Annotated in this window: 19 protein-coding genes; 11 read left to right on the top strand and 8 right to left on the bottom strand. The window is 46.3% G+C overall.

The annotated features are described in order from the left end of the window. Positions 1 to 158: 158 nt before the first annotated feature. From QUB51_RS00970 to QUB51_RS00945, 6 genes are all read right to left on the bottom strand, one after another. Positions 159 to 866: a methyltransferase domain-containing protein gene (locus tag QUB51_RS00970; RefSeq protein ID WP_333054393.1), complete on the bottom strand. Its 708-nt coding sequence runs from the start codon at positions 864 to 866 to the stop codon at positions 159 to 161. Positions 867 to 1,247: 381 nt separating this feature from the next. After that, on the bottom strand, positions 1,248 to 2,063 hold the full coding sequence (locus QUB51_RS00965; RefSeq protein WP_333054394.1) for a DMP19 family protein: 816 nt from the start codon (positions 2,061 to 2,063) through the stop codon (positions 1,248 to 1,250). A gap of 273 nt (positions 2,064 to 2,336) precedes the next feature. Next, on the bottom strand, positions 2,337 to 3,923 hold the full coding sequence (locus QUB51_RS00960) for an NAD(P)H-quinone oxidoreductase subunit 4 (RefSeq protein WP_445243124.1): 1,587 nt from the start codon (positions 3,921 to 3,923) through the stop codon (positions 2,337 to 2,339). A gap of 521 nt (positions 3,924 to 4,444) precedes the next feature. Further along, complete coding sequence (locus tag QUB51_RS00955; protein WP_333209223.1) at positions 4,445 to 6,490, bottom strand: NAD(P)H-quinone oxidoreductase subunit 5; 2,046 nt, start codon at positions 6,488 to 6,490, stop codon at positions 4,445 to 4,447. A gap of 389 nt (positions 6,491 to 6,879) precedes the next feature. Next, the gene (locus QUB51_RS00950) at positions 6,880 to 7,257 is read right to left on the bottom strand and encodes a thioredoxin family protein (protein WP_333054396.1); all 378 of its coding nucleotides are present in this window, start codon (positions 7,255 to 7,257) and stop codon (positions 6,880 to 6,882) included. Between the two features lie 44 nt (positions 7,258 to 7,301). Then, positions 7,302 to 8,015, bottom strand: a complete 714-nt coding sequence (locus QUB51_RS00945; protein ID WP_333054397.1) for an NnrU family protein — start codon at positions 8,013 to 8,015, stop codon at positions 7,302 to 7,304. Between the two features lie 296 nt (positions 8,016 to 8,311). Here QUB51_RS00945 and QUB51_RS00940 point away from each other — a divergent pair, with 296 nt between their 5' ends. The 10 genes from QUB51_RS00940 (at position 8,312) to QUB51_RS00895 (ending at position 18,993) form a co-directional block, all read left to right on the top strand. Then, positions 8,312 to 9,316, top strand: coding sequence for a LysR family transcriptional regulator (locus QUB51_RS00940; RefSeq protein WP_333054398.1), 1,005 nt, complete (start codon positions 8,312 to 8,314; stop codon positions 9,314 to 9,316). 132 nt (positions 9,317 to 9,448) lie between these two features. Continuing rightward, positions 9,449 to 10,897 (top strand): protein kinase domain-containing protein, encoded by a 1,449-nt coding sequence (locus QUB51_RS00935; RefSeq protein ID WP_333259574.1) that lies wholly within the window; start codon positions 9,449 to 9,451, stop codon positions 10,895 to 10,897. 286 nt (positions 10,898 to 11,183) lie between these two features. Then, complete coding sequence (locus QUB51_RS00930) at positions 11,184 to 12,857, top strand: asparagine synthase-related protein (protein ID WP_333259577.1); 1,674 nt, start codon at positions 11,184 to 11,186, stop codon at positions 12,855 to 12,857. A 519-nt stretch (positions 12,858 to 13,376) separates the two neighbouring features. Continuing rightward, complete coding sequence (locus QUB51_RS00925; RefSeq protein WP_333138832.1) at positions 13,377 to 13,562, top strand: LysM domain-containing protein; 186 nt, start codon at positions 13,377 to 13,379, stop codon at positions 13,560 to 13,562. Positions 13,563 to 13,726: 164 nt separating this feature from the next. Continuing rightward, complete coding sequence (locus QUB51_RS00920) at positions 13,727 to 14,386, top strand: CAP domain-containing protein (RefSeq protein ID WP_333233957.1); 660 nt, start codon at positions 13,727 to 13,729, stop codon at positions 14,384 to 14,386. A gap of 181 nt (positions 14,387 to 14,567) precedes the next feature. Further along, entirely contained in the window at positions 14,568 to 17,042 is a 2,475-nt protein-coding gene (locus QUB51_RS00915) for a glycoside hydrolase family 18 protein (RefSeq protein WP_333233956.1), read from the top strand. Positions 17,043 to 17,430: 388 nt separating this feature from the next. After that, complete coding sequence (locus tag QUB51_RS00910; RefSeq protein WP_333233955.1) at positions 17,431 to 17,862, top strand: hypothetical protein; 432 nt, start codon at positions 17,431 to 17,433, stop codon at positions 17,860 to 17,862. Between the two features lie 184 nt (positions 17,863 to 18,046). Beyond that, entirely contained in the window at positions 18,047 to 18,289 is a 243-nt protein-coding gene (locus QUB51_RS00905; RefSeq protein ID WP_333233954.1) for a hypothetical protein, read from the top strand. A 114-nt stretch (positions 18,290 to 18,403) separates the two neighbouring features. After that, entirely contained in the window at positions 18,404 to 18,520 is a 117-nt protein-coding gene (locus QUB51_RS00900) for a hypothetical protein (RefSeq protein WP_333233953.1), read from the top strand. A 170-nt stretch (positions 18,521 to 18,690) separates the two neighbouring features. Then, entirely contained in the window at positions 18,691 to 18,993 is a 303-nt protein-coding gene (locus QUB51_RS00895; RefSeq protein ID WP_333233952.1) for a DNA cytosine methyltransferase, read from the top strand. Between the two features lie 610 nt (positions 18,994 to 19,603). Here QUB51_RS00895 and QUB51_RS00890 read toward each other — a convergent pair. Continuing rightward, complete coding sequence (locus QUB51_RS00890) at positions 19,604 to 20,608, bottom strand: zinc-dependent alcohol dehydrogenase family protein (RefSeq protein WP_333259609.1); 1,005 nt, start codon at positions 20,606 to 20,608, stop codon at positions 19,604 to 19,606. A 137-nt stretch (positions 20,609 to 20,745) separates the two neighbouring features. Further along, positions 20,746 to 20,877: a ribbon-helix-helix protein, CopG family gene (locus tag QUB51_RS30320; protein WP_445243008.1), complete on the bottom strand. Its 132-nt coding sequence runs from the start codon at positions 20,875 to 20,877 to the stop codon at positions 20,746 to 20,748. Positions 20,878 to 20,914: 37 nt separating this feature from the next. On the opposite strand from QUB51_RS30320, the gene QUB51_RS00885 reads away from it, so the two are divergent. Further along, positions 20,915 to 22,057, top strand: a complete 1,143-nt coding sequence (locus tag QUB51_RS00885; protein WP_333054402.1) for a transposase — start codon at positions 20,915 to 20,917, stop codon at positions 22,055 to 22,057. Positions 22,058 to 22,060: the final 3 nt, after the last annotated feature.

The following is a 22,060-nucleotide window of genomic DNA, read 5'->3' as shown; positions in this document are numbered from 1 at the left end:
TCGACCCACTGGTAATTTTGAAGTATTGGGTATTGAGTATTGCGATCGCTCTTTGCCGCGACTCGGTTCTGGGGCCTCCAGAAAACTTTGCAACCTCACACTTGGTTTTGGTCAGTCCACTTCACGAGATTTTTCAGCGGCTGTTGATAACTACACTTCTAGCGAGGTGGTGTTCGCCTAGCATACCAGGCATGAATCAGAAGGGTTTGTAAGAACAATACAGGTGTATCAAAGCCGCTGGATGCAATTATTAATCCGACTTCTTGTGGGGGTAGCACAGCAGTATTTCGACCATAAGAAGCACAAAACTTTTCAATCTCCTCAGCAGGCACTTCGGAATACCTCAGCATCCGCTGCCAAACCTCGGAAAGGCTTTGGTACGCTGAAGTAGACATATCGGAAGCCACATCCGCACTGACCAAATATCCGTTAGGGCAAAGTCGTGAAGCAATTTGACTAAAAAAGTTGCGCCGCTCATCTTGTTGCATAAAGAAGTGAGAAACTAGAAGGCAAGTCGCCGCATCGAAAGAGTCCGATGCGCGCAGTGAATCGAGATAGCCTTCGTGAAAAGTGCAACGTGACGCGATACCACACTCTTCGGCGCGTTGGCGACAGATGTCAAGCATCGGTGCCGCAGGCTCTACCGCAGTAAACTGCCACTGTGGAAACGCTTGAGCCAGATAAATCAATTCCAAGCCGGTTCCCGCACCGACACAGAGAATCCGTGCATCGGTAGGAAGTTCAGAAAGTACAAAGCGGATCAGTAAATGAAGTGCGTCGCGCATCGGAGCCAATTTAGCGAATCTTTTGTCGTAGGAAGAAGCGCGTTCTCGATCGAAAACAATAGGTGACTCTTGATTTTGCATTCTGGAAAGCCAATAAGCTTGCAATCTGTATTTTAATAGCTATCTGAATTGGATTTTAGCGCCTCGCTTCAACACTTACGGGGTTCCGGCAAAACAAAAGTAATAAGACTCCTAAAATCTCGATCGCCCAAAACACCATAGAAAAATCCAAAACCCGTTTAATCATCGATGTTTTGGGGTTTTCTTCCTGGCATCCGGTTCAAATTACAACTTGCGAGGGTGCGATCGCCCTTAACAAATATCGCACTCTTGGCAGAACAATAACGCTTTGCAGTTCGGTTAGTATTCCCTTTTATTCTAGCAAGTATAGAAATAAGAACAATTAAGAGTAAAGACTAAAAAAGATAGTGCATCAACCTAACTATTAATTTGGCTGCATAATTATACGACTACCAGCTCCGCAATCTGTTCCTTGGACTTTCCAGAAAACATCATTGCCTTCCCGTCAGCCTCCACCATAAAGTGATGCCCCTTATCGGTAATAAAGTGCCAAGCGAGTATTCTTTGGCCACCGTACTCATTCATAGTATCGCCTGCCGTAACGCGCTCAAGCTTATGGCCGGCTGCATGGCACAAGGCTCGTATCAGTTTAATGTATCTCGGCTCGGCAACACGGGCCTGGGCGAGCCGGGCCTCGCGATCGGAAATACTCAATGCTCGTCGAGTGACTTCCTGTTGGATTCGATCTTCTGCTACAACAATCAGGCCGGGGCGCGCTTTTAACCAGTTAGCATTTAATCGTTCGAGACTCTCCTCTTGTTCGATCGAATAAAAGTCCTCATTTATGCCATTTAGCCTGTCTCTCTCAGCATTTTCGCCGAATAACTCACTCGAAAAGAACGATGCTAACTTTGTCTTTCGTGCTGTAACCAGCGCCTCTCCTTTTGCAAAAAGATCGGTATGTTGTGTCGCGCCGATTTTCCCAAGGCCTTCTTTAACTAGCGCGATGACAGCAGGCTGCCACCTTGTGTTATAGACAAACTGAGCAAAACCGCCATTATTCACCTGCCCGAGGTAGTAATCAACGTAGTAACTGAGGAGTGCGTCGTGAGAAATTTCTGAGAGATTCAGAAGCTCTTGAAATAGTGCATTCACAAAGTCAATATTTGATTGGATCGTCGCGCGGATATCATCGCTATTCATGCTTTCCGCTGAGAGCACGACCGCATCTTTCGAGCCAAGTATGTCGTCACTCATTTTTCCGTCTCCCTCTTAGGCTAAAACTTTTTATCTTGCCCAACTATTAATTATATTGCAGTTGCAACATCGAATATAGCCTATCATGCTCTTTTATGCTTTTTGAGGAACGACAATACTGAAAATTACATCAGCGTTCATCTGTGTTTATCTGCTGAAATCTGCGGTTTAAAAATCCCAATCTAATCGATTTACTTCGAGCCGATATATACAAAACCCCCAAACCATTTTAAAAATTAAGTTTGGGGGTTTTATTCCTAAATCCAGTTCAAATCACAACTTACTCGGCTCGATCGCAGGTGCTCTCAAAGACACAGTTTTATCCGTAGCAGCCTTAGCCACCAAGGAAGGCACAGAATCGCGCAACTTTGCAGTCAACTGTACAGTAGTCGCATCATAAACCTGAGTCAGCATCTTAGGATACAAACCGATACCGATAATCGGCACTAACAGAGCCGCAATAATAAACACTTCTCGCGGTTCCGCATCCACCAATTCCTCGTGATCCGACAATTCCTTATTTTCAGGCCCGTAGAAGATTTCACGCAGCATCGACAGCAGATAAATCGGAGTCAAAATCACCCCGACAGCAGCTAGAAATACCACACAAACCTTAAACACCGGATTGTAAGCATCGCTCGTTGCAAAACCCACAAATACCATCAATTCTGCTACAAAACCGCTCATTCCCGGCAAAGCCAAAGAAGCCATAGAACAAGCAGTCCACATCGCAAAAACCTTACGCATTTTCTGCCCCACACCGCCCATTTCATCGAGCATCAGGGTGTGAGTGCGATCGTAAGTGCAACCTACCATGAAGAACAAACTCGCCCCAATTAAACCGTGGGAAACCATTTGCAGCATTGCACCGCTAATTCCCAAATCGGTAAACGAAGCTATCCCAATCAGCACAAACCCCATGTGCGAAATCGAAGAATAAGCAATTTTTCGCTTCAAATTGCGCTGAGCAAAAGAAGTTAAGGCGGCGTAAACAATGTTAACCACACCCAAAATTACCAAGATGGGTGCGAAGGTAGCGTGAGCATCCGGGAGCATTCCCGCATTCATCCGCAGTAAAGCGTAACCGCCCATTTTTAGCAGAATTCCTGCTAGCAACATATGGGCGGGTGCGGTTGCTTCCCCGTGAGCGTCAGGGAGCCAAGTGTGCAGCGGAAAAATCGGCAGTTTGACACCGTAAGCTATTAAGAAACCTGTGTAAAGGAGCAATTCTACATTGGGGGCGTAATCTTTAGCTGCGATCGCCCGCATATCGAAAGTCACCGTATCGCCGTAAAACGCCATCGTCAGCGCGCCCAGCAAAATAAACAGCGAACCGCCTGCGGTGTATAGGATAAACTTAGTTGCTGCATAGAGGCGCTTCTTGCCGCCCCAGATGGACAAAATCAGGTAAATCGGGACTAATTCCAGTTCCCAAACCAGGAAAAACAGCAACATATCCTGCACGGCAAAAACTGCGATTTGGCCGCCGTACATTGTCAGCATCAAAAAGTAAAAAAGCTTCGGTTTAAAGGTGACAGGCCAAGCAGCTAAAGTAGCCAGAGTAGTAATAAAACCAGTCAGCAAAATCAGCGGCATTGATAAACCGTCAGCACCCACCGACCAATTCAAATCGAGTTGCTGCACCCAAGTATAGCTTTCTACCAGTTGCAAATCTGGATTGCTGAAGTCGTACTGAGTGTAAAAAGCGTAAACAAGTAGGGCAAAATCGATCAAACCCACAATTAGGGCATACCACCGCACCGTCTTGCCATCCTTATCGGGAATTAAAGGAATCAGCAAGGACGCAGCAATGGGAAACAGAATTGTTGTTGTTAACCAGGGAAAGTTAGCTGTATCCATTGCGTTTTAAAATGATCCATCAGTTATTAGGTTTAAACACATTTTGCCAATTTTAGCCTAAATTTTATACTTTCTTTAGACGGAACATTTTTTTTTGCTATTATCTGGACAAATTATGCGATCGCAACAGTTAAGTTTAATGAAAGATTTATTTCTCTTTGCTAATTGTCAATTGTGAGTTATTGAGCTAATGCCCGTTCTTAAAATATCTTCTGGCGAGAAATGGCATTGCCCCTTGGTGTCAACTTCAGCCGCTCATCTGCAATTGGGCGAGTCCGCCAGGGAATGAATTCCCTGGCTAATAGCGAAAGTCCTCTCAAGAGGACTAATAGATATCTCCAAAAAAGCCAGTATTGAACAGGCAAGATGCCTGTTCCACAATAAGAGGTTTAAGGAGTTCTTCAGTCCTCATAGCGAAGACTTTAGCTTTGAGACAGGGAATTCATTCCCTGTCGGACTATCGGACTATCGGTTTTACCGGGAAAGTTGACACTAATGGACAATGCCGTATCTCTACAGATTTAACCGACTCCAGAAACGATCGCAAAACCCAGAACTGCGACAAACACAATCAGAGCATAAAATTGAGCGCGACCGCTCTCAAAGTATTTCAAACCTTCGCCGCTAACCAGGGTGATAAACCCTGTTAAGTTGACGACACCATCGACGACTCGCAAATCAACTTCCATGACTTGCCGCGCTAAACGGCGGCTGCCTTTGACAAAGAGAAAATCGTTGATATCGTCGAGATACCACTTGTTCAGGGAGAACTCGTAAAGCGGTTTGATTTTTTGGGCGATCGCACTTGGGTCAATTTTACGGCTCAAATACATCAGAGAAGCCAAAGTAATGCCCAGCAAAGCAATACCTACAGAGCTTCCGCCCATAATCAAAAATTCCGTCAAATTGAACTCAGCAGCGTGTTCCAAAACTTCTTCGAGAGACTCCCCAGGCGCGCGAACAAACTGCTCGAAATAATTGGCAAACGGCGTACCGAGAAAACCGATAAACACAGAAGGTACTGCCAGCAACACTAACGGCAGAGCCATTGTCAGAGGAGATTCGTGAGGCAAATGGTCGTGCTCATCGTGACTGTCGTCAGTTGATGCCAATTCCTTAACGTTCATCGCTCCCGGGCCGAAAACTAAACCCGGTTGCAGAAGTTGCTGTTTGATAGCGTTGTTATTGCCCCGGAATTCGCCCTCAAAGGTGCTGAAATACATCCGAAACATATAAAACGCGGTCATCCCGGCCGTCAGCCAGCTAACAGCCCACAGAGCGGGATTTGCGGAGAAGGCGCTGGCGAGGATTTCGTCTTTTGACCAAAAACCAGCAAACGGCGGAATTCCGCAGATTGCCAAATTTCCGATTAAAAAGCAAGAAGCGGTAATCGGCATATATTTCCGCAAGCCGCCCATGACTCGCATATCTTGAGCCAGAGCCGGGTTGTGGCCTACAACTGCTTCCATCCCGTGAATCACTGAACCTGAACACAGGAACAGCATTGCTTTGAAGTAAGCGTGAGTCATCAAGTGGAAAAGTCCGGCACTGTAAGCGCCGACGCCCATTGCCATCACCATGTAGCCGAGTTGGGAGATGGTGGAGTAGGCGAGGCCTTTTTTGATGTCATTTTGGGTAATCGCGATCGAAGCGCCCATAAATGCCGTAAAACAGCCGGTGCAGGCGATCAAATTCATGACTGCCGGCAGCCCTTCAAACACTGGGTACATCCGAGCGATCAGGAATACGCCGGCGGCTACCATTGTCGCGGCGTGGATTAAGGCCGAAATCGGTGTCGGGCCTTCCATTGCGTCTGGTAGCCAGACGTGGAGGGGGAATTGAGCGGATTTGGCTGCTGGGCCCAAAAATATGAGGACGCCGAAGATTGTCGCCAGAGTCGCCGAAAGAGCACCGGATTCTACTAAGGAGTGCAGGCGTTCGCCCATCACCTCAAATTCAAAGCTGCCGGTGGCCCAGTAAATGCCGAGGATGCCCAGCAGCAGGCCGAAGTCGCCGACGCGGTTGGTGACAAAAGCTTTTTGGCAAGCGTCAGCAGCGGGTTTGCGATCGTACCAAAATCCGACTAGCAGGTACGAACACATACCTACGAGTTCCCAGAAAATGTAAATCTGAACGATGTTCGGGCTGACTACGAGACCCAACATTGAGGCGCTGAAGATGCTCAGGTAGGCGTAAAAGCGCACGTAGCCGTCATCGTGAGCCATGTAGCCGTCGGTGTAAATCATCACCAAAAAGGCGACCGTAGTGACGATCGCCAGCATCACCGCCGTCAGCGGGTCGATGATATAGCCCATATTCAGCGAGAAGTTGCCAGCAGAAGCCCACTGAATACTGCGGGTGTAGGGTGCGTGGCCCTGTAATTGACTCCACAGCAATGCGAAGGAGAGTACCATTGACCCTCCGAGTGCGGACACGATTAATATCGCATTCGCTTGTCGGAGTTTGTTGGTTGCCTGGTTAAAGGTGATTAAGCCTAGACCTACTAGCATTGCGCCTGCCAGTGGCAGGACAGGAATCAGCCAAGCGTATTGATAAAGCAGTTCCATGACTGATAGGTAGTTTAAAGTTTCTACTAGATATGGCCAAAACTGTAAACAATTGTGACACACGCCTGCGCGACCCGGCAGAAATACTTGTTGTAATTCTCAAGCGTTGTCGATCGACAACGCTTGAGACCTACTGCCTATTTTCCGATCGAGCCGATCGATCTAGTTCGCCTTAAATCTATGCCCAAATATAGACTGACAAATCGAGCTTGGACGGAAAGAAATCAAGAAACCTGGTTTTTTAACCGATACCCTGGCGCTTCACACTATATTTTTGTAAAAAACACTGTTTCGGGGTTCAGGAATGCGACATTTGGCGCTCAGGTGGCCGATCGACAAATGAGGAATTGCTTCTGATTTCTACCTAAAAGCCGAATAACTTGCAGCCGTTACCTGTTGGCTACTTCCTGAAGTTGCAGCCGTTGAGATGGGGAAACTACGTGAGCGGCCAGCATCCAGGCATCCAGAGTCCGCCGCAGTTCCTCGCGTCCTTGGTAGTCTTCCAATCTAAATCGAACTTGATCGCCCTCAAACAAAATCAGCGTGGGCAGACTTGTCAGCCGATAAGTGTGGGCCAACTTGAAACATTGATCGGCATTCACCCCTACGAGCTTGACTTTTCCTGCCCACTGTGCTTCAAAAGTCTTAAGCGTGGGGTCGATCGCGCGGCACAAACCGCACCAAGGAGCCGAAAAGTGAACTAAAACGGGGGTAGAGGCTTGAAAAACCTCTTGTGCAAAAGTGCGTTCGCTAACCGACAACACCATGAGCCCTCAAAATTTAATAATTTTTTTCTATCCTAGGGATCATGCTACCAGTATATGTTCCTAGTGACACGCATCAAAAAAGGATGAATTTCCCACAGCAAACCAGTAAAAATGACTACACCTACGTAGGAAGGGCGCAGAAACTCAAGCAAATCAAGGGTTTGACGCTTTTGTATGATTGCCAAAAAAGGCATGATTGAGGTTCGAGATTTGATGGTTTCAAAGGATTCTCCAAAACGAGCCTGAAGTCGTCTGTCGCCGTGCCACACTCCGAACAGGTGGTGAAGTACCAAACCGATGGAAGTGACGAGGGTAAAGCTAGTGCCAATCCACAGGGTGTGGGCCACGCACCAAATCACTTGTCCCACCATTTGCGGGTGACGAGTGATGCGAATGATGCCAGTCTCGTAGAGGTGAACTTGGGGCTTTTGGACGGCGGCAATTTCTAGGAGGTTGAAAGTTGCTGGGTACAGAAACAGAAAGGAAATTGCCGAAAGTATCCAAACTGCAGGTTTAACTCCGGGTAATCCCTGTACTTGCCAAAGCTGTACGCCGTCGTAACGGTGGTTGAAAAAGTAGACAATCAGAATGACGGCTAGCGGCAAACTGACAAGGGCAAACAAAACGCGGTAAAGTCTCGGCCCGATCAGCTTTTCACCTTTGGGCCGGAGGGCTGCTAAACCGCTGTGGGCGATCGCAAAAACCAGTAATAAGCCCAGAATAACTAAGTGGGAGTCGAGCGCCAAGTCGATCGTCATTGCAAATATTAAGAAAAGTTATTGATTCTCGGCCAATTTGTGTCACAAAGTATCTATGGGAGCATTCAGCGGTTATCAGTCATCACTCATCAGTCATCAGTCATTAGTGACCCAATAGCAACTAAAGACCGCAGACAGAGGACGAGTACAACTGACTTTAAGGTTGCGTGTGTTGCAGCCAAATGACTGGCATCGAAGTCAACTCCGACTGTTGCACACCAAATCGAACCAGCTTGTCGATTGACCGCAGAGATTGACAGAAGACCCGCCCCTACACCTACTGACAATTTAGATATATGTCTGACCTTCCTTTCACTTTAGACCAGTTACGCATTCTCAAGGCGATCGCCTCTGAAGGAAGCTTCAAACGCGCCGCGGACAGCCTCTATGTATCCCAGCCAGCAGTTAGCTTGCAGGTGCAAAACTTAGAGAGACAATTGGACGTGCCGCTGTTTGACCGGGGGGGGCGGCGGGCGCAACTAACCGAAGCCGGACACCTGCTGCTGAGTTACGGCGAGAAAATTTTATCGCTTTGCCAGGAAACTTGTCGAGCCCTGGAAGACTTGCAAAATCTCCAAGGTGGTACTTTGATCGTCGGCGCTTCTCAAACAACGGGAACCTATTTGCTGCCCCGGATGATTGGGATGTTTCGCCAAAAGTACCCGGATGTAGCAGTACAGCTTCACGTTCACTCGACCCGCCGCACGGCGTGGAGTGTGGCCAACGGGCAAATCGATTTGGCAATTGTTGGCGGAGAAATTCCTACCGAACTTGTAGAAGCTTTAGAAATTGTTCCTTACGCTGAGGACGAACTGGCTCTGATTCTTCCTCCATCTCACCCGATGGTACAACAAGAAACTATCCAAAAAGAAGACCTTTACAAATTGCAGTTTATATCCCTCGATTCGCAGTCTACGATCCGCAAAGTAATCGATCAGGTACTGACTCGCTGCGGCATTGACACGCGCCGCTTGAAAATAGAGATGGAACTAAATTCGATCGAAGCCATTAAAAATGCCGTTCAGTCGGGGCTGGGAGCTGCTTTTGTCTCGGTTTCGGCGATCGAAAAAGAGTTGCTCATGGGCGTCTTGCACAAATCTCAAATGGACGAAGTTTTGGTAACTCGCATTTTGTCGCTGATTTACAACCCCAACCGCTACCGTTCTAAAGCAGCAGAGGCTTTCAGCAATGAAATTTTGCCTCAGTTTGCTACTTATTCGACCATCCTGGAGAAGAAAGAACCCCCGGCGCTCGATTTGGGATTCATAGAAATAGGAACTCCCAATTCGGCGGGAAGTTAATCTCTTAGGTCGCTGGCAGTTAGCAGTTCGCGGTGAGTTGAGAAATCGAAATCTGGTTTAACCATCACTTTTTCTTCGTTCTTCCCTTTTCCTTCTTTCCTCTTCCTTCTTCCCTCTTCTTAGCAAACAAAAATGGAAGTTTACTGCACCCGCCCGGGCTGCCCGCGCCCTCAAAACTCTTTTCCCGACCTCGATGACAGTTCGCGGCTGAAAACGGTGCAGCAAAAGTTTTGCACCGCTTGCGGGATGCCCATGATTTTGAGGGGCCGCTATTTGCCCGTGAGGTTGTTGGGTCAAGGCGGTTTTGGGGCGGCGTTTTTGGCCAGAGACCGGGATACTCCGGCGATGCGGCAGTGCGTTGCTAAACTTTTGCAGCCGTCGGTAAGTCTGACTCCGCCCCAGCTAAAAATCGCTCAAACTCTGTTTGAACGGGAAGCGGCGGTGCTGGAAGAACTGGGAAACGAACATTCCCAAATTCCGAGTTTGCTGGCGTTTTTTGAGCTGACTGTTACGAGTTTGCAGCCGGGAAAAAACGATCAGTTTTTCTATCTGGTTCAAGAATTTATTGACGGTAAAAATTTGGAGGATGAACAGGCTGTTAAAGGCCGATTTTCGGAGGCGGAAACGGTGGAGGTGCTGCGGGAAATTTTGAAGGTTCTCGATTTTGTACACTCTCGCGGTTCGATTCACCGGGATATTAAACCTGCTAATATTATGCGGGGTAAAAACGGTCGGCTTTATTTATTAGATTTTGGGGCTGTTAAACAAGTAACACAAAGTGTTGGGAGTGCAAAAGCTTCGACTGGTATTTATTCTTTGGGTTACGCTCCCCCAGAACAGATGAGCGGGCAAGAAGTTTATCCGGCAACGGATTTGTATGCTTTGGCTGTGACTTGTATTACTTTGCTGAGTGGTTTGCAGCCGACGGAGCTTTTTGATAGTTATAGAAACGAATGGAATTGGCATTCGCGGGTGCAGGTAAGTTCGCGTTTGGCTCATGTTCTCGATCGAATGTTATTATCAGCTCCCAGCCAGCGGTTTCAATCTGCGAGTGAGGTGGAAGCGGCTCTGATGTCTGGGCCTCAACAACCTTCTCAACCACCTACAGTCGTGGTGGCGCAGCCTCCCATACCTCTTCAACCAACTCTGCCGCCTCATCCTGTACGGGTTCCTGCAACACCTCCCGGAGGGCTGCAACCTTCGCAGAGAGCGACTTTTTCGATTTGGGAGGTTTTGTCGGGGGCGGCGTTTACGGGTTTTGAGGCGGGGGTGCTGGCGATCGCCCTGACGAGTTTGCTGCCCTCTCCTGGCTTGAGTATCGGATTGTTGGGGATGATTGTGGCGGGTTTGATTTACGGCCAGTATCGCAGGGCGATCGAACAAACTGAGATGTTGATTATTGGTGCAGGTACTGTGGCTTTGCTGTGGTTTTTCCCGGTTTTACAGACGGCGGCAGGTGCGATTTATCCGAATTCTCCGATTACTGGCGTGTTGTTTGTGGGATGGTTGGGTGCTTTGGGTGCGATCGCTGGCACAGCTATTTTTAGATTGATTTATAAGCTGCTTTCAAACATTTTTTAATTTAATACCAATTCTCCTTTCCTCTTGCAACTATCATGAGTGTTGAGTTTGTTGACTGTCGCCCTGTATGCACCGGTGCGTCGCTGCGAGATTTTAGCTATGCGAGTAAGGAGTTATATCAAATCCGGTAGCATCGGAATTATTCCTCTCTGTATTCTCTCCCTCTGCGTTCTCTGCGCCCTCTGCGGTTAAATCATTCCGATACAACCGGAAACGATATTAAGGGTGGCGACGCACCCTACCAGCTACTGTTGCATAAAATTTGAGAATTAGTATAACTAAATCGATGCAAAATCAGAAGTTGATTAACCCGAATTGGGTCATTGCTTGGGGCCCAGAAGCCCGATCGCACCCTGCAACTTGGGCAACTTCCGGTTTTGCCATAATCGGAGCTCAACCCACCTTCAGCCCCAATCAGCGATTTGTGCTGGTAGGTGACTGCTGCTTCGATCGCACCCCAATGCTCAAACAACAGATTGATACCGAGGGATTGACCGATTTGGCGATCGTCGCGCGGCTATGGGAACAGTACGGTACTAAAACACTGAGCTTGCTCTCAGGACAATTTGCCCTTGCTGTGTGGGATCGAGACGAGCAAACCTTGTGTCTGGGGCGCGATCGCGTGGGAGCAAAAACCCTCTATTACACCCGTACAGGAACGACTCGCTGGATTGCGCCTCGACTGCGATCGCTCAATCCGTATCACGATCGAGAACTTGATTTAGTTGCTTTGCGCGACTACTTGTGCTGTGCATTTGTACCCGGAGCACAAACGCTGTGGGAAGCCGTGCGAGAGTTGCGGCCCGGTAGCTACCTGTACTTACCGGATATTGAGGCGCACAGATACTGGCAGCCACAGGAGCAAATTACTAACGCCGATCGCCCTTTGGAATGGCATAGTCAACAAGTGCGATCGCTTTTGGAACAACTGGTGCAGGAAGCGCTACCAGCGGGCGAACCAGTCGCAGCATATCTTTCGGGTGGTATTGATTCAAGTTGCGTCGCGGCGATCGCCACAAGACTGCACGATCGCCCGGTGCACACTTTTTCGATGCACTTTGGCGCTCAATATCCCAGCGAGATTGAATTTGCCAACCTCGTTGCGGCACATTGCGGTACTGAGCACCATATTTTAGAGGTTTCGCCAAAGCAAATTTGGGAGTTGCTACCGGAAACGCTGGCGGCGATGGATGATCCGGTGGGGGAAGGCTTGACGGTTCCCAATTTGCTGTTGGGGCGATCGGCAAAGCAATTTGCAGACGTGGTACTGAATGGCGAAGGTGGCGATCCGTGCTTTGGCGGGCCGAAAAATAAGCCGATGTTACTCAACAGTTTGTATGGTTCGATTCAGGGTAAACCAGATCCGATCGCAGCTTACTTGACTTCGTTTCAAAAATGCTATGTGGATTTGCCGCGTTTGCTGAAGCCGGAGGTTTGGGAAAAGGTGAAGAATGCGCCTTCCGTCTTTGCTGAGGAATTGCAACAGACAGAAACGACGTTTTTGAATCGGCTGATGCGGCTCAACATTGAGTTTAAAGGAGCCGATTACATTTTGACCAAGGTGAATAATCTCACGGCTGCGGCGGGACTAAAAGCTCGATCGCCCCTATTCGATGCGCGGATGGTGGCACTGAGTTTGCAAATCCCTCCAGAATACAAGCTTTCGGGGGCGCAGGAAAAAGCGGTTCTCAAGGCTGCTGTGGCGGATTTGCTGCCCGATGTCATTGTTAACCGTCCGAAAAGTGGCATGGTGATGTCGATGCAGCAGTGGTTTTTGAGGGATTGGCAGCGGCAAGCGCGATCGTTGTTGCTGAATCGTCATGCGGCGATCGCGCCTTACCTCGATCGAACACTAATTCGTGAGTGGCTAAACTATCGTGGGGAAGTTTTTCCCCGCTATGGGCTGAAGCTGTGGCTGCTGGTGACGCTGGAAATTTGGTTACAAGTTAATCGCCGTTAGTTATCCAAAATTAGGACACGGGGCCGTGCCTTTCGTCGTGTCAAATTCAGCAGTTGACGCCCAAATTTCTCGATCGACAATAGCATTTTCCCTATGCGGTTTTCGCTCTTGTTTATAGAACCGAATTAAACCGCAGAGGGCGCAGAGAATACAGAGAAACGGAAGAGACAGATGAATCGTTCCGATGCCAACGGATTTGATATACAGCGTATTCTAGGTGTATTTCATAAACCTGGAATACGCTGTATATAAGCTGCTACGCATTTAAATTGAATCCAGAGAGGGATCTAACTCCCGACCAATTTTGGCCGGGTTTTTTTTGTCAATCGCCCGCCCTCGCCACAAATTCTCCTAAATTCTGCCAAAGTGTCCTGAAAGAGGTGCTGTGAGGTGGAAGACTAAATTAGTAGATGCACCCGTCGCTAATTTAGGATGATTGCATTTATGTATTTGTGTAGTTAATTCTGTCTAACTACTTATCTAACACAACTACGTCAATAATCTTTCAAGGAAAAAAATATGTCCAGTAAACAAGGTCAACCCCCCTGTCAACATACTGTAGAGTCTGGAGATACATTTTCCAATCTTGCACTTGCCTACTATGGTGATGGTAGCGATGCGAACGCGAACAAAATTGCAGGTGCAAATCCTGGCGTTTCCCCTACAAGTTTGCAAATTGGTCAGAAACTTCAAATTCCTGCTTAACAGATTTGGAAAGCTTGTCAAACTAACCACTGCTAATAGCAGTTATTAAGAGTGCAGAAGGTTAGCCAATCAAACTGACCTTCTGCAACTAACACTTGCCAAGGGATTTATATTGACCCGAAGAAGCCAGAGATAACTATTTTTCAATTTTTGGAGCGTTAATTATGTCAGTCGAAATCTTTACAGATTCCAATTTCTCTGGAACTAAATCCGGTTCTCTTGAGCAGGACTCTTCCTGGATTGGAGATTTTTGGAACGACAAAATATCCTCGATAAAAGTTTACTCCGGCACTTGGGACTTTTTTGAACATTCAAAATTCCAGGGTCGAAGCCTCCGACTTGGACCAGGCGAATATCCCAGCTTCAACAATGAAGTTAATGATACCATCTCGTCATTTAAAAAAGTGGCAGTAGGTGATTCAACTGGTTCAGATAATGATGTTCTGAAAAGAATCCTAGACCTTACAAACAATGAGCGTGGTAAAGTGGGTTTATCTCCGCTCACACTTAATTCCCAACTGACTGCTGCTGCACAGAAACACAGCCGGAGCATGGCAATGCAGGACTTTTTTGATCACCGCCAAATGGGGGAGCGGGTCAGAGCGGAAGGTTATCATTACTCACGAGTGGCGGAAAACATTATCGCTGGCCACTCTACACCAGAGGATGCCATTAAAGGCTGGATGAATAGCTCAGGACATCGTGACAACATTCTGAATTCTAACTATCGAGAGCTTGGGGTCGGTTACTACTTTTTGGAAAACGATCAGGGTAGCGTCAACTACAAGCATTACTGGACTCAGGTGTTTGGCACACCCCAGTAACGCTCGATAGCCCGATCAATTACAAGTTGGGCAAACACCTCAAATTCCATAAACCTGAATCGCCGTAGGAATAGCTGATTTTAATTGCAGTTATTGAGGATACAGAAGTTTAGTAACTCAAACTAACCTTCTGTAATTAATACCAACCCCTGGATCTATATTTAGCGAAAGAAGTTGAAAAATGGGAATTTCTACAGATTACTCAAACGTTCCTGACTGGGTAGCTAAACCCGAAGGGTACCCGACCGGATCGATGGTCAAATACAATGGCAACATCTTTTATGCCAACTTCTGGGCTTCAGAACCAGGGGTAGGGGATGCAGATCATAATGGTTGGCGGTTTTACGATGAGTTGTACGATCAAACATCTCACACGCCTACCGCACAAGCTAAAATCATTGCCTATATTCCTACTTGGAGAAAGAAAGAGGGATTTAACTATGCCAATGATGAGATGTATCGATACATCACACACGGCATCGTCTCATTTCTCATGTTTAGTGAGGTAAATCTCGGTGAGTTTGAACCAAAGTCTTTGGATGAGGTTAAGGCAATCCTCTCAGATGTGGTCAACACCGGACATCGAAACGGTACGAGAATCTCAATTGCGCTGGGAGGTGCAGTTGATTATGGATTCCTCAATTTGATGACTTCTATAGGAAATAATCCCGATAATCCACTTCTGGATCGCGCCGTACAAAATGTAGTAAATTTTGTCAAGTCAAACAATCTCGATGGCGTAGACCTGGATTTAGAGTGTTGGTGGGGCAAACCTGGCGAACAGGATCAGGGAGGAAGACCAAAAGGTGATGGACCTCATCCGGCTGGATCTGCTTTGACTTTGTTTGCTCAAAAATTAAAGCAAGCTATTCCTGATAAATTGGTTTCCGCAGCTATTTTTGGCACCTCATGGTATGGAAATAACTATGACCCAAAATTAGCAGATTATGTGGATTGGCTGGGAATTATGACCTACGATCTTACTGGATCTTGGAATAGTTCTCCAGTGGGGCCACATACAACCCTGTATAAGATACGCAATCAGGAGTCATATGTTGAAGAACAACAGGGAGAGTGGCCTGGTGGTGGGATTGTAAATAATCCTATTCTTTCAGTGGAAGACACACTTTGGTACTGGACGAATCCGTTATTTGTGAACTGGCAGGGTGCAGGACAAAATATACCCAGAAATAAGATCGCCGCAGGAGTTCCGATCTATGGCTATGATTTTGCCTACGGGAAAGACCCAGATGACCTGAGCGGTCAAGTACCTCCAGGGTATAAATCGATTCGGTACAAAGATATCCTGGCTCAATTTCCGGATGCTCATACGGCTGCCAATGGCAATATTAAAGTGCCGGGAAGTACACCTAGACCTCCTTTTATCTCTGCTTCAGGAAGCTATCGATATACTCACAATATCTACTTTGAAACTCCAGACACTGCTGTTACCAAATTGAATTTTTTAAAGGATGTGGGAGCGCAGGGAGTGATTATTTGGGAACTTTCTAATGATATCTGGGAAGAGGGGAAAAGCATCATTAAGGCACTTTACCAAAACTCTGGCAACCCGGAAACCAGACCGGCATTGCCTCCAAGTGGGAAGACACCTGTGCCAAGCGATATACTCACCCCGCTCATCGAACGTATCGGAAGCTACACAAATGAGTTCGCGGCTGAGATAGCACAAGGACGTGAAAAGGAAACATCTCGATTAGGCTTGCTTGTCGATCCAAGTTTGGTAGAAGCAATCACAAAATTTTTCGATGAAGCTGGAAAAACAGAGGGCGAAGAAACCTCAAAGGACGATAAAGATAAAATAATTGGATTGTGGATTGAGATAGAGGAAACCGCAAAAAGATATAGGGTAGATAGTCCAGATGCTCTAAATGTCTTAACAGAGCTCAAGGATAAAGTCGCCGGATTGGTCGGGCTGGTTGGGTTGATGATCGGAGGAGTGGCTGGTTGGGTATTTGTACCGTTCTTCTCAATGATTACTTTGTTCCAGGCACATGTTTTGCTGGAAGGGTTTGCACGACAAAATCCTTCACAAGGTCGAGATCCAGATACTGACAATGATGAGGATGAGGAAGAGGAACAAAAAGAATGTGAGCGTGAAGCCGATGAGGTTTCACAACAAATACAGCGAGCCATAGATGTGCTGAAAGGTGCTTTTGATAAATGGCCCACAAAGGATTTAGGAGATATAGGATCGGTCTTAGGTATCCCAGGTATCCCAACCCCTCCTGCTCCACCTGTTGATCCACCTTCTCCTGTGGAGTATAACTATAACGTAGAGATATCAATAACGTATGAGTTATTGCCCCCCCCTGCACACACGTATATTAAGGTAGATTTTCAGAACTCGGATCAAACAGGAAAGTTAGCAACCTTTGGAGGGGACGCTTATATCTCTACACCAAGTTCGCCTATTTTTGGTGGTGGTTCTTGGCAAGGTACGGCAAAGCTCAACTATGGGGTTGACTGGCTTGCGAGTCAGGGCTGGAGAGCTAACTTTGATTTGACCTATGGTCCAGGTGGGATGAATTTGCATTTACGGGGTTTGTCTGGCGAAGAAATAGGTCACATTTCATCAAGTGACCAGGGATTGGTTATCCCTGGAGCTGGAACTGGTGAAGGTGGGTTTTACCTATGACGCAAAAGCAAAAGACCAGTACCTAAAAAGGGTCTGGGTCTTCATGTTCAATAACATAGAATTAGGGTTTCAGGAATTCCGATTTGATGATTTAGCCCTGTTTGCTCAAGTTTCTGGGCTGAATAGTACCTTAACCCCTATTAACTTCTGAGGTGAACGATTATCACCGAAAGAAACAAAAAAACTGAGTATGCTCACACAAATCAATCTAGTTCACTAAACAGGATAATTTATCATGTTCACTACAATTCGTGACAATGCCAAAAAAGCAAAAAACCGTTGCAAGAAGCGACCTAAATCCTATGTAATTCTATGCAATAGTGAATACATGATCGTACCTATTAAGGCTGATCTGAATCCATATAGGAATCCTCCTACGCTTTGGTTTATGGGTGGTACTCCTCAGTTTTTTGGTGGTTCTGCGGATGGTGAGGGTGCTCCTCTAGAGACCCTGCAACGAGAAGTAGGAGAAGAAAGTCGAGGAACTTTGCGATTAAATACTATCTCTGGGGAAGTTTTTACAGCTCTACCAGCCAACGAAGATCGAAATACATATAATTTTTTCTATTCGATAGATTGGCAACGTACTCAAACTCAGTGGAATGACAATGTCACGAATCCAGCGGAAAGAGAAATGCAGAGATTAGTGGAGGTCCCAAGGGGACACTTTGACCCGCAGCAAGACAACGATGACGACATCCGTGATATCCTCCTGCTCGAAACTGGTACTACTCAGGCGAGAGGTGTTGACCAATTCCGTACCTCGCATACTAAGAATGCTTTTGTAATTTTCATCAGAGATATTTGGCCTCATCTCTAAAGGAGTATTCCCAGCGATCGCCGCTTTTGAAGCGACTGCCTCAAAAGTTAAGCGATCACTCATGGAGGAAGGATGATTTAGTGCGATTTCTATTCGTCCAAGTCGAATCTCTACAAATACAGGTTCATCTGAGAATGACTTTGCTGTCGATACCAATCAATTTTTATGGAGAATAAATATACCCATGAATAACTTACAAACTGGCGATCCAAAAGGGAATCAAGCCGAGGAAAACATGATATCCAAAGAAATCATCAGTACAGCAATGCAAAATCTTCGCGAAGCTGTCACGAGCATAGCGCAAAGCTCCAACAAAGAAAAAGTTATAGTCGAAGAGTTTCAGGTCATCGGCTTCGACCCCCAGTCTGCTGTAGCACTTCTCACTCTCCTCGAAGACTCTCAAGGCAATCTCCTCGAAGACCAATGAATATCTAGAGGCTCTGCCTCGATTGAAAAATAGTAGAAAAGATGAGTTTTTACCGCCGGCTTAATAGCCCTGAAAAAAATCCGTTTTATTGACTTATTCTCAGGAAGAGGGGGCATGAGATTAGCGTTTGAATCCGCCGCTCGTTCCTTGAATCTGGGAACGGAATGCCTCTTAAGCAGCGAAATTAATCCCGACGCTCAGTTACTTTACCAGTACCGGGTAGGCGACTAATTGACTATCGCGGTGGCACTTCTCTTCATTCTTGGGAACTGGGTTTGCGAGGCGAGTTCAGTTTAGACAAAATTGAGTTGATGAAGAGTTTTATTTTGAAAAGGCGAAATAAATAATTTGGGCATGACCCAGATGACAAGCTATTAACTAAAGAGCAAATAGCTACTTTTGTGGCTCATCCCAATCTCGATAAAGTTTTGGATTCCTTGGTAACAAAAAAGTACCTGCAAGGGAACAACAATCAGCACAAACCTGTAGCCGGTAACTTTTCCTTTGAAGTCTATAAATTTCTCGATCCGCATAAGATTTCGGTAACAATTGTTGCCAGTGATGCTAATAGATTAGGAGTTTACTCTCATAACCGAGTCCGCAGGATTACTCCCCGCGAAGCAGCACGGTTACAAGGTTTTTCAGATAGTTTTATTTTGCATCCTAACGATGATAAAGCTTATCATCAACTGGTAATAGTGTAAGTATTAATGTAGTTAAAGCTGTTGCTCTAGAAGTTATCCATAATTGTTTATCCTCAGCAAAGCAAGTTCCTTTGAAAAATGCAGTTTAATAATTCTCAATCATAACCTAAAACTGTATAGGATGGGCAAAGCGATTCGCCCGCCCAACTAATTATTGCGTCACGATCTGTATTATGCAAATGGTGAGTAGTATGGGGAGCATCTCATATTTGTAAAAACACTTCTTCTGGCTCCTTCCTTCTTCCTCTTTCCTTCTTCCTCCTGCCTTCTGCCTCAAAACTTAGATTTCTACCTGGCTTGGCTGCAAAAGTGAGATGCTCCCGTAGTATGACCGGATCTCCTGCCCGTTCCACAATAATTGTATAAAAATTGACTGTCAAATTAGGTGTACAACAGCTTAGCAATCCTCGCATCATTTGTGAATTTCTTACTCCCTCCCCTTGGTAAGGGGAGGGTTGGGGTGGGGTAAAAAGTTTACGACTCCTGCAAGAATTGCTTTAGCTCTCCTGCGATGATTATGGGATGTTTGGTTTCAGGCTTTTTTAATTCGCCAACAGTCTATTGAAATCGCCCGCGATTCTTCAACCCACAAATTTAACAATTCGCATTTTTAACCCCCAATTTCAAGCACTATTTTACCAGTTACTGAGCCTGTTTCTAACAGTTCGTGAGCGGCTTGCGCTTCTTCGAGAGGGAAAGTTTTGCTGACGTGAATTTTTAGCAAGTTGCGATCGCACAAACGAGCACACTTCTGCAAAATATGAGCCTGCTGTTCCTGTTCTTCCACCAAACCTTCCAGCATCGGTGTTAACATTAATTCCAGACTAATTCGCAGATTCCGCATTCTCGCTGTTTTCAAATTGCCCAAAGCTGGATCGGGTTCCAAAATGGTTACTAAATCTCCATAAATCTTCACAGCCGGAATAGTTTGGTAAAAAGTTTCTCCGCCGACTGTATCGAAAGCCAAATCAACTCCTTGTCCTTGAGTCCAAGTCAAAACCTCATCGACAACATTGGTATTTTTGTATAAAATAACTGAATCTGCACCGAGGTGCTTGACAAAATTGGCTTTTTCCTCAGAACTAACAGTCGTGCAAACCTCTGCCCCCTGCAATTTTGCCAACTGTACCGCGACGTGGCCGACACCGCCGGCACCAGCTTGAATCAGCACCTTTTGACCGGCTTGCAAGCGCCCTCGATCGTACAGCGATTCCCAAGCTGTAATTAAAACTAACGGTGCCGCCGCCGCCTCGGCAAAACTTAAAGAAGCAGGCTTGAGGGCGAGAAAGCGTTCGTCTACTACGGCAAACTCAGCATAAGTACCGATCGACCCGCCCAAACCGCCATTGCAGAAAAAAACCTCGTCTCCCACTTGGAAACTTTGCACACCAGCACCGACTGCCTCTACGACTCCAGCACCGTCGCACCCCAAAACGTGAGGAGTTTTGTCCGGGTAAAAAGTGCCGCGCGATCGCAACTTAGTATCTATCGGATTGATACCCGCCGCTCGCAACCGTACCAAAACTTCAGTTTCTCTTTGTATAGTAGGGGCGGGGATATCTTGCAGTTTCAATACGGACGGGCTTCCGGGCGTTTCAAAAAAGATTGCTTTCATCAGGGATATTAACTCTCTTGTCGCTTTCACCTGCAATCCTACCTTGTATGCGTTACTCATTCATGACCAAGAAACTGGGATACAAGCCCCGTCACTTCGGCGGAGTTTATCCGCCGAAGGGCTCAGTACATCGCCTTCTAGGACGGCTTTATCTTTATTTTCCTAATAAGCTCCCTGAATACATCGTTTTGCGTTCTATTCGTAAGCTTGCAATATTCCGCAAGTTTCTCATATTCTTCATCAGAACATCTAATAGTTAACTTTTTCATGCCGTCAATATGCCGTCAGTTATGCTAAGATAATAACATGAAAGCAAGATACCAGTACCGATTCTACCCAACCGACCAACAGCAACAGAGCTTAGCTCAGTTGTTTGGTTGTGTGCGAGTAGTGTGGAACGATGCTCTAGCGCTGTGCAAGCAATCAGAGAAAAAGCCCAAATCCGCAGAGCTTCAGAAAATAGTAATTACTCAGGCAAAGCAGACAATCGAAAGAGCTTGGTTGGGGGAAGTGTCAAACATTCCACTACAGCAGTCTGTAGCCGATTTAGAGACAGCATTTAAGAACTTTTTCGACTCCTGTAAGGGCAAGAGAAAGGGACGCAAGGTTGGTTATCCTAAGTTCAAAAAAAGGACTAGCAGCCAGTCGGCAAGACTTACTCGCGGTGGTTTTTCTTTTAAAGGCAATGGTGTCTATTTAGCCAAAATAGGAATCGTCAACCCTATATGGTCTAGGAAATTGCCGTCTAAACCTAGCTCTGTCACAGTAATCAAAGACTGTGCAAACCGCTATTTTTTGAGTTTTGTTGTAGAGCTTGGGCCAATTCAAATTGAGGCTAAGAGTCCAAGTATCGGAATTGACTTAGGGATTAAAACTTTTGCAGTAATGAGTAAGGGTGAAAAAGCTAAAAGTCCCAGTTATAAAAAGTTAGACCGAAAAGTTCGCCAACTCCAGCGCAAAGAGGCCCGTCAGCCCAAAGATTCTAAAAGAAGAAATGTAACTCGAATTAAAATTGCTAAACTACATAATCGCATTGCCGATACCCGTAAAGATTTCCTACACAAACTGTCAACCAAAATAGTCAACGAAAACCAAGTGATTATTCTGGAAGATTTGAACGTGTCAGGAATGCTAAAGAATCGGAAACTTTCAAGGGCAATTAGTCAGCAAGGATGGAGGGAGTTTAGAACTCTCTGTGAAGCCAAATCCGAAAAGTTTGGCAGAGAGTTTCAAGTAATTAGCAGGTGGGAACCTACCAGTCAAGTTTGTGCGGACTGTGGCTTTAAATGGGGTAAAATCGATTTGTCTATTCGTTCAGTGCTTTGCCTGAGTTGTGGTACTGAGCAAGACAGAGATAAAAACGCTTCTAGGAATATAGAACAAGTCGGGATGGGGAATCGCCACGACTCTAAACGGACGCAGAGGGATTGTCAGACTAGCAACGGTTAGCAG

It is taken from the genome of Microcoleus sp. AT8-A3, from assembly GCF_036705675.1.
Lineage (GTDB): Bacteria > Cyanobacteriota > Cyanobacteriia > Cyanobacteriales > Microcoleaceae > Microcoleus.
This window is presented reverse-complemented; position numbering and strand designations above follow the sequence as displayed.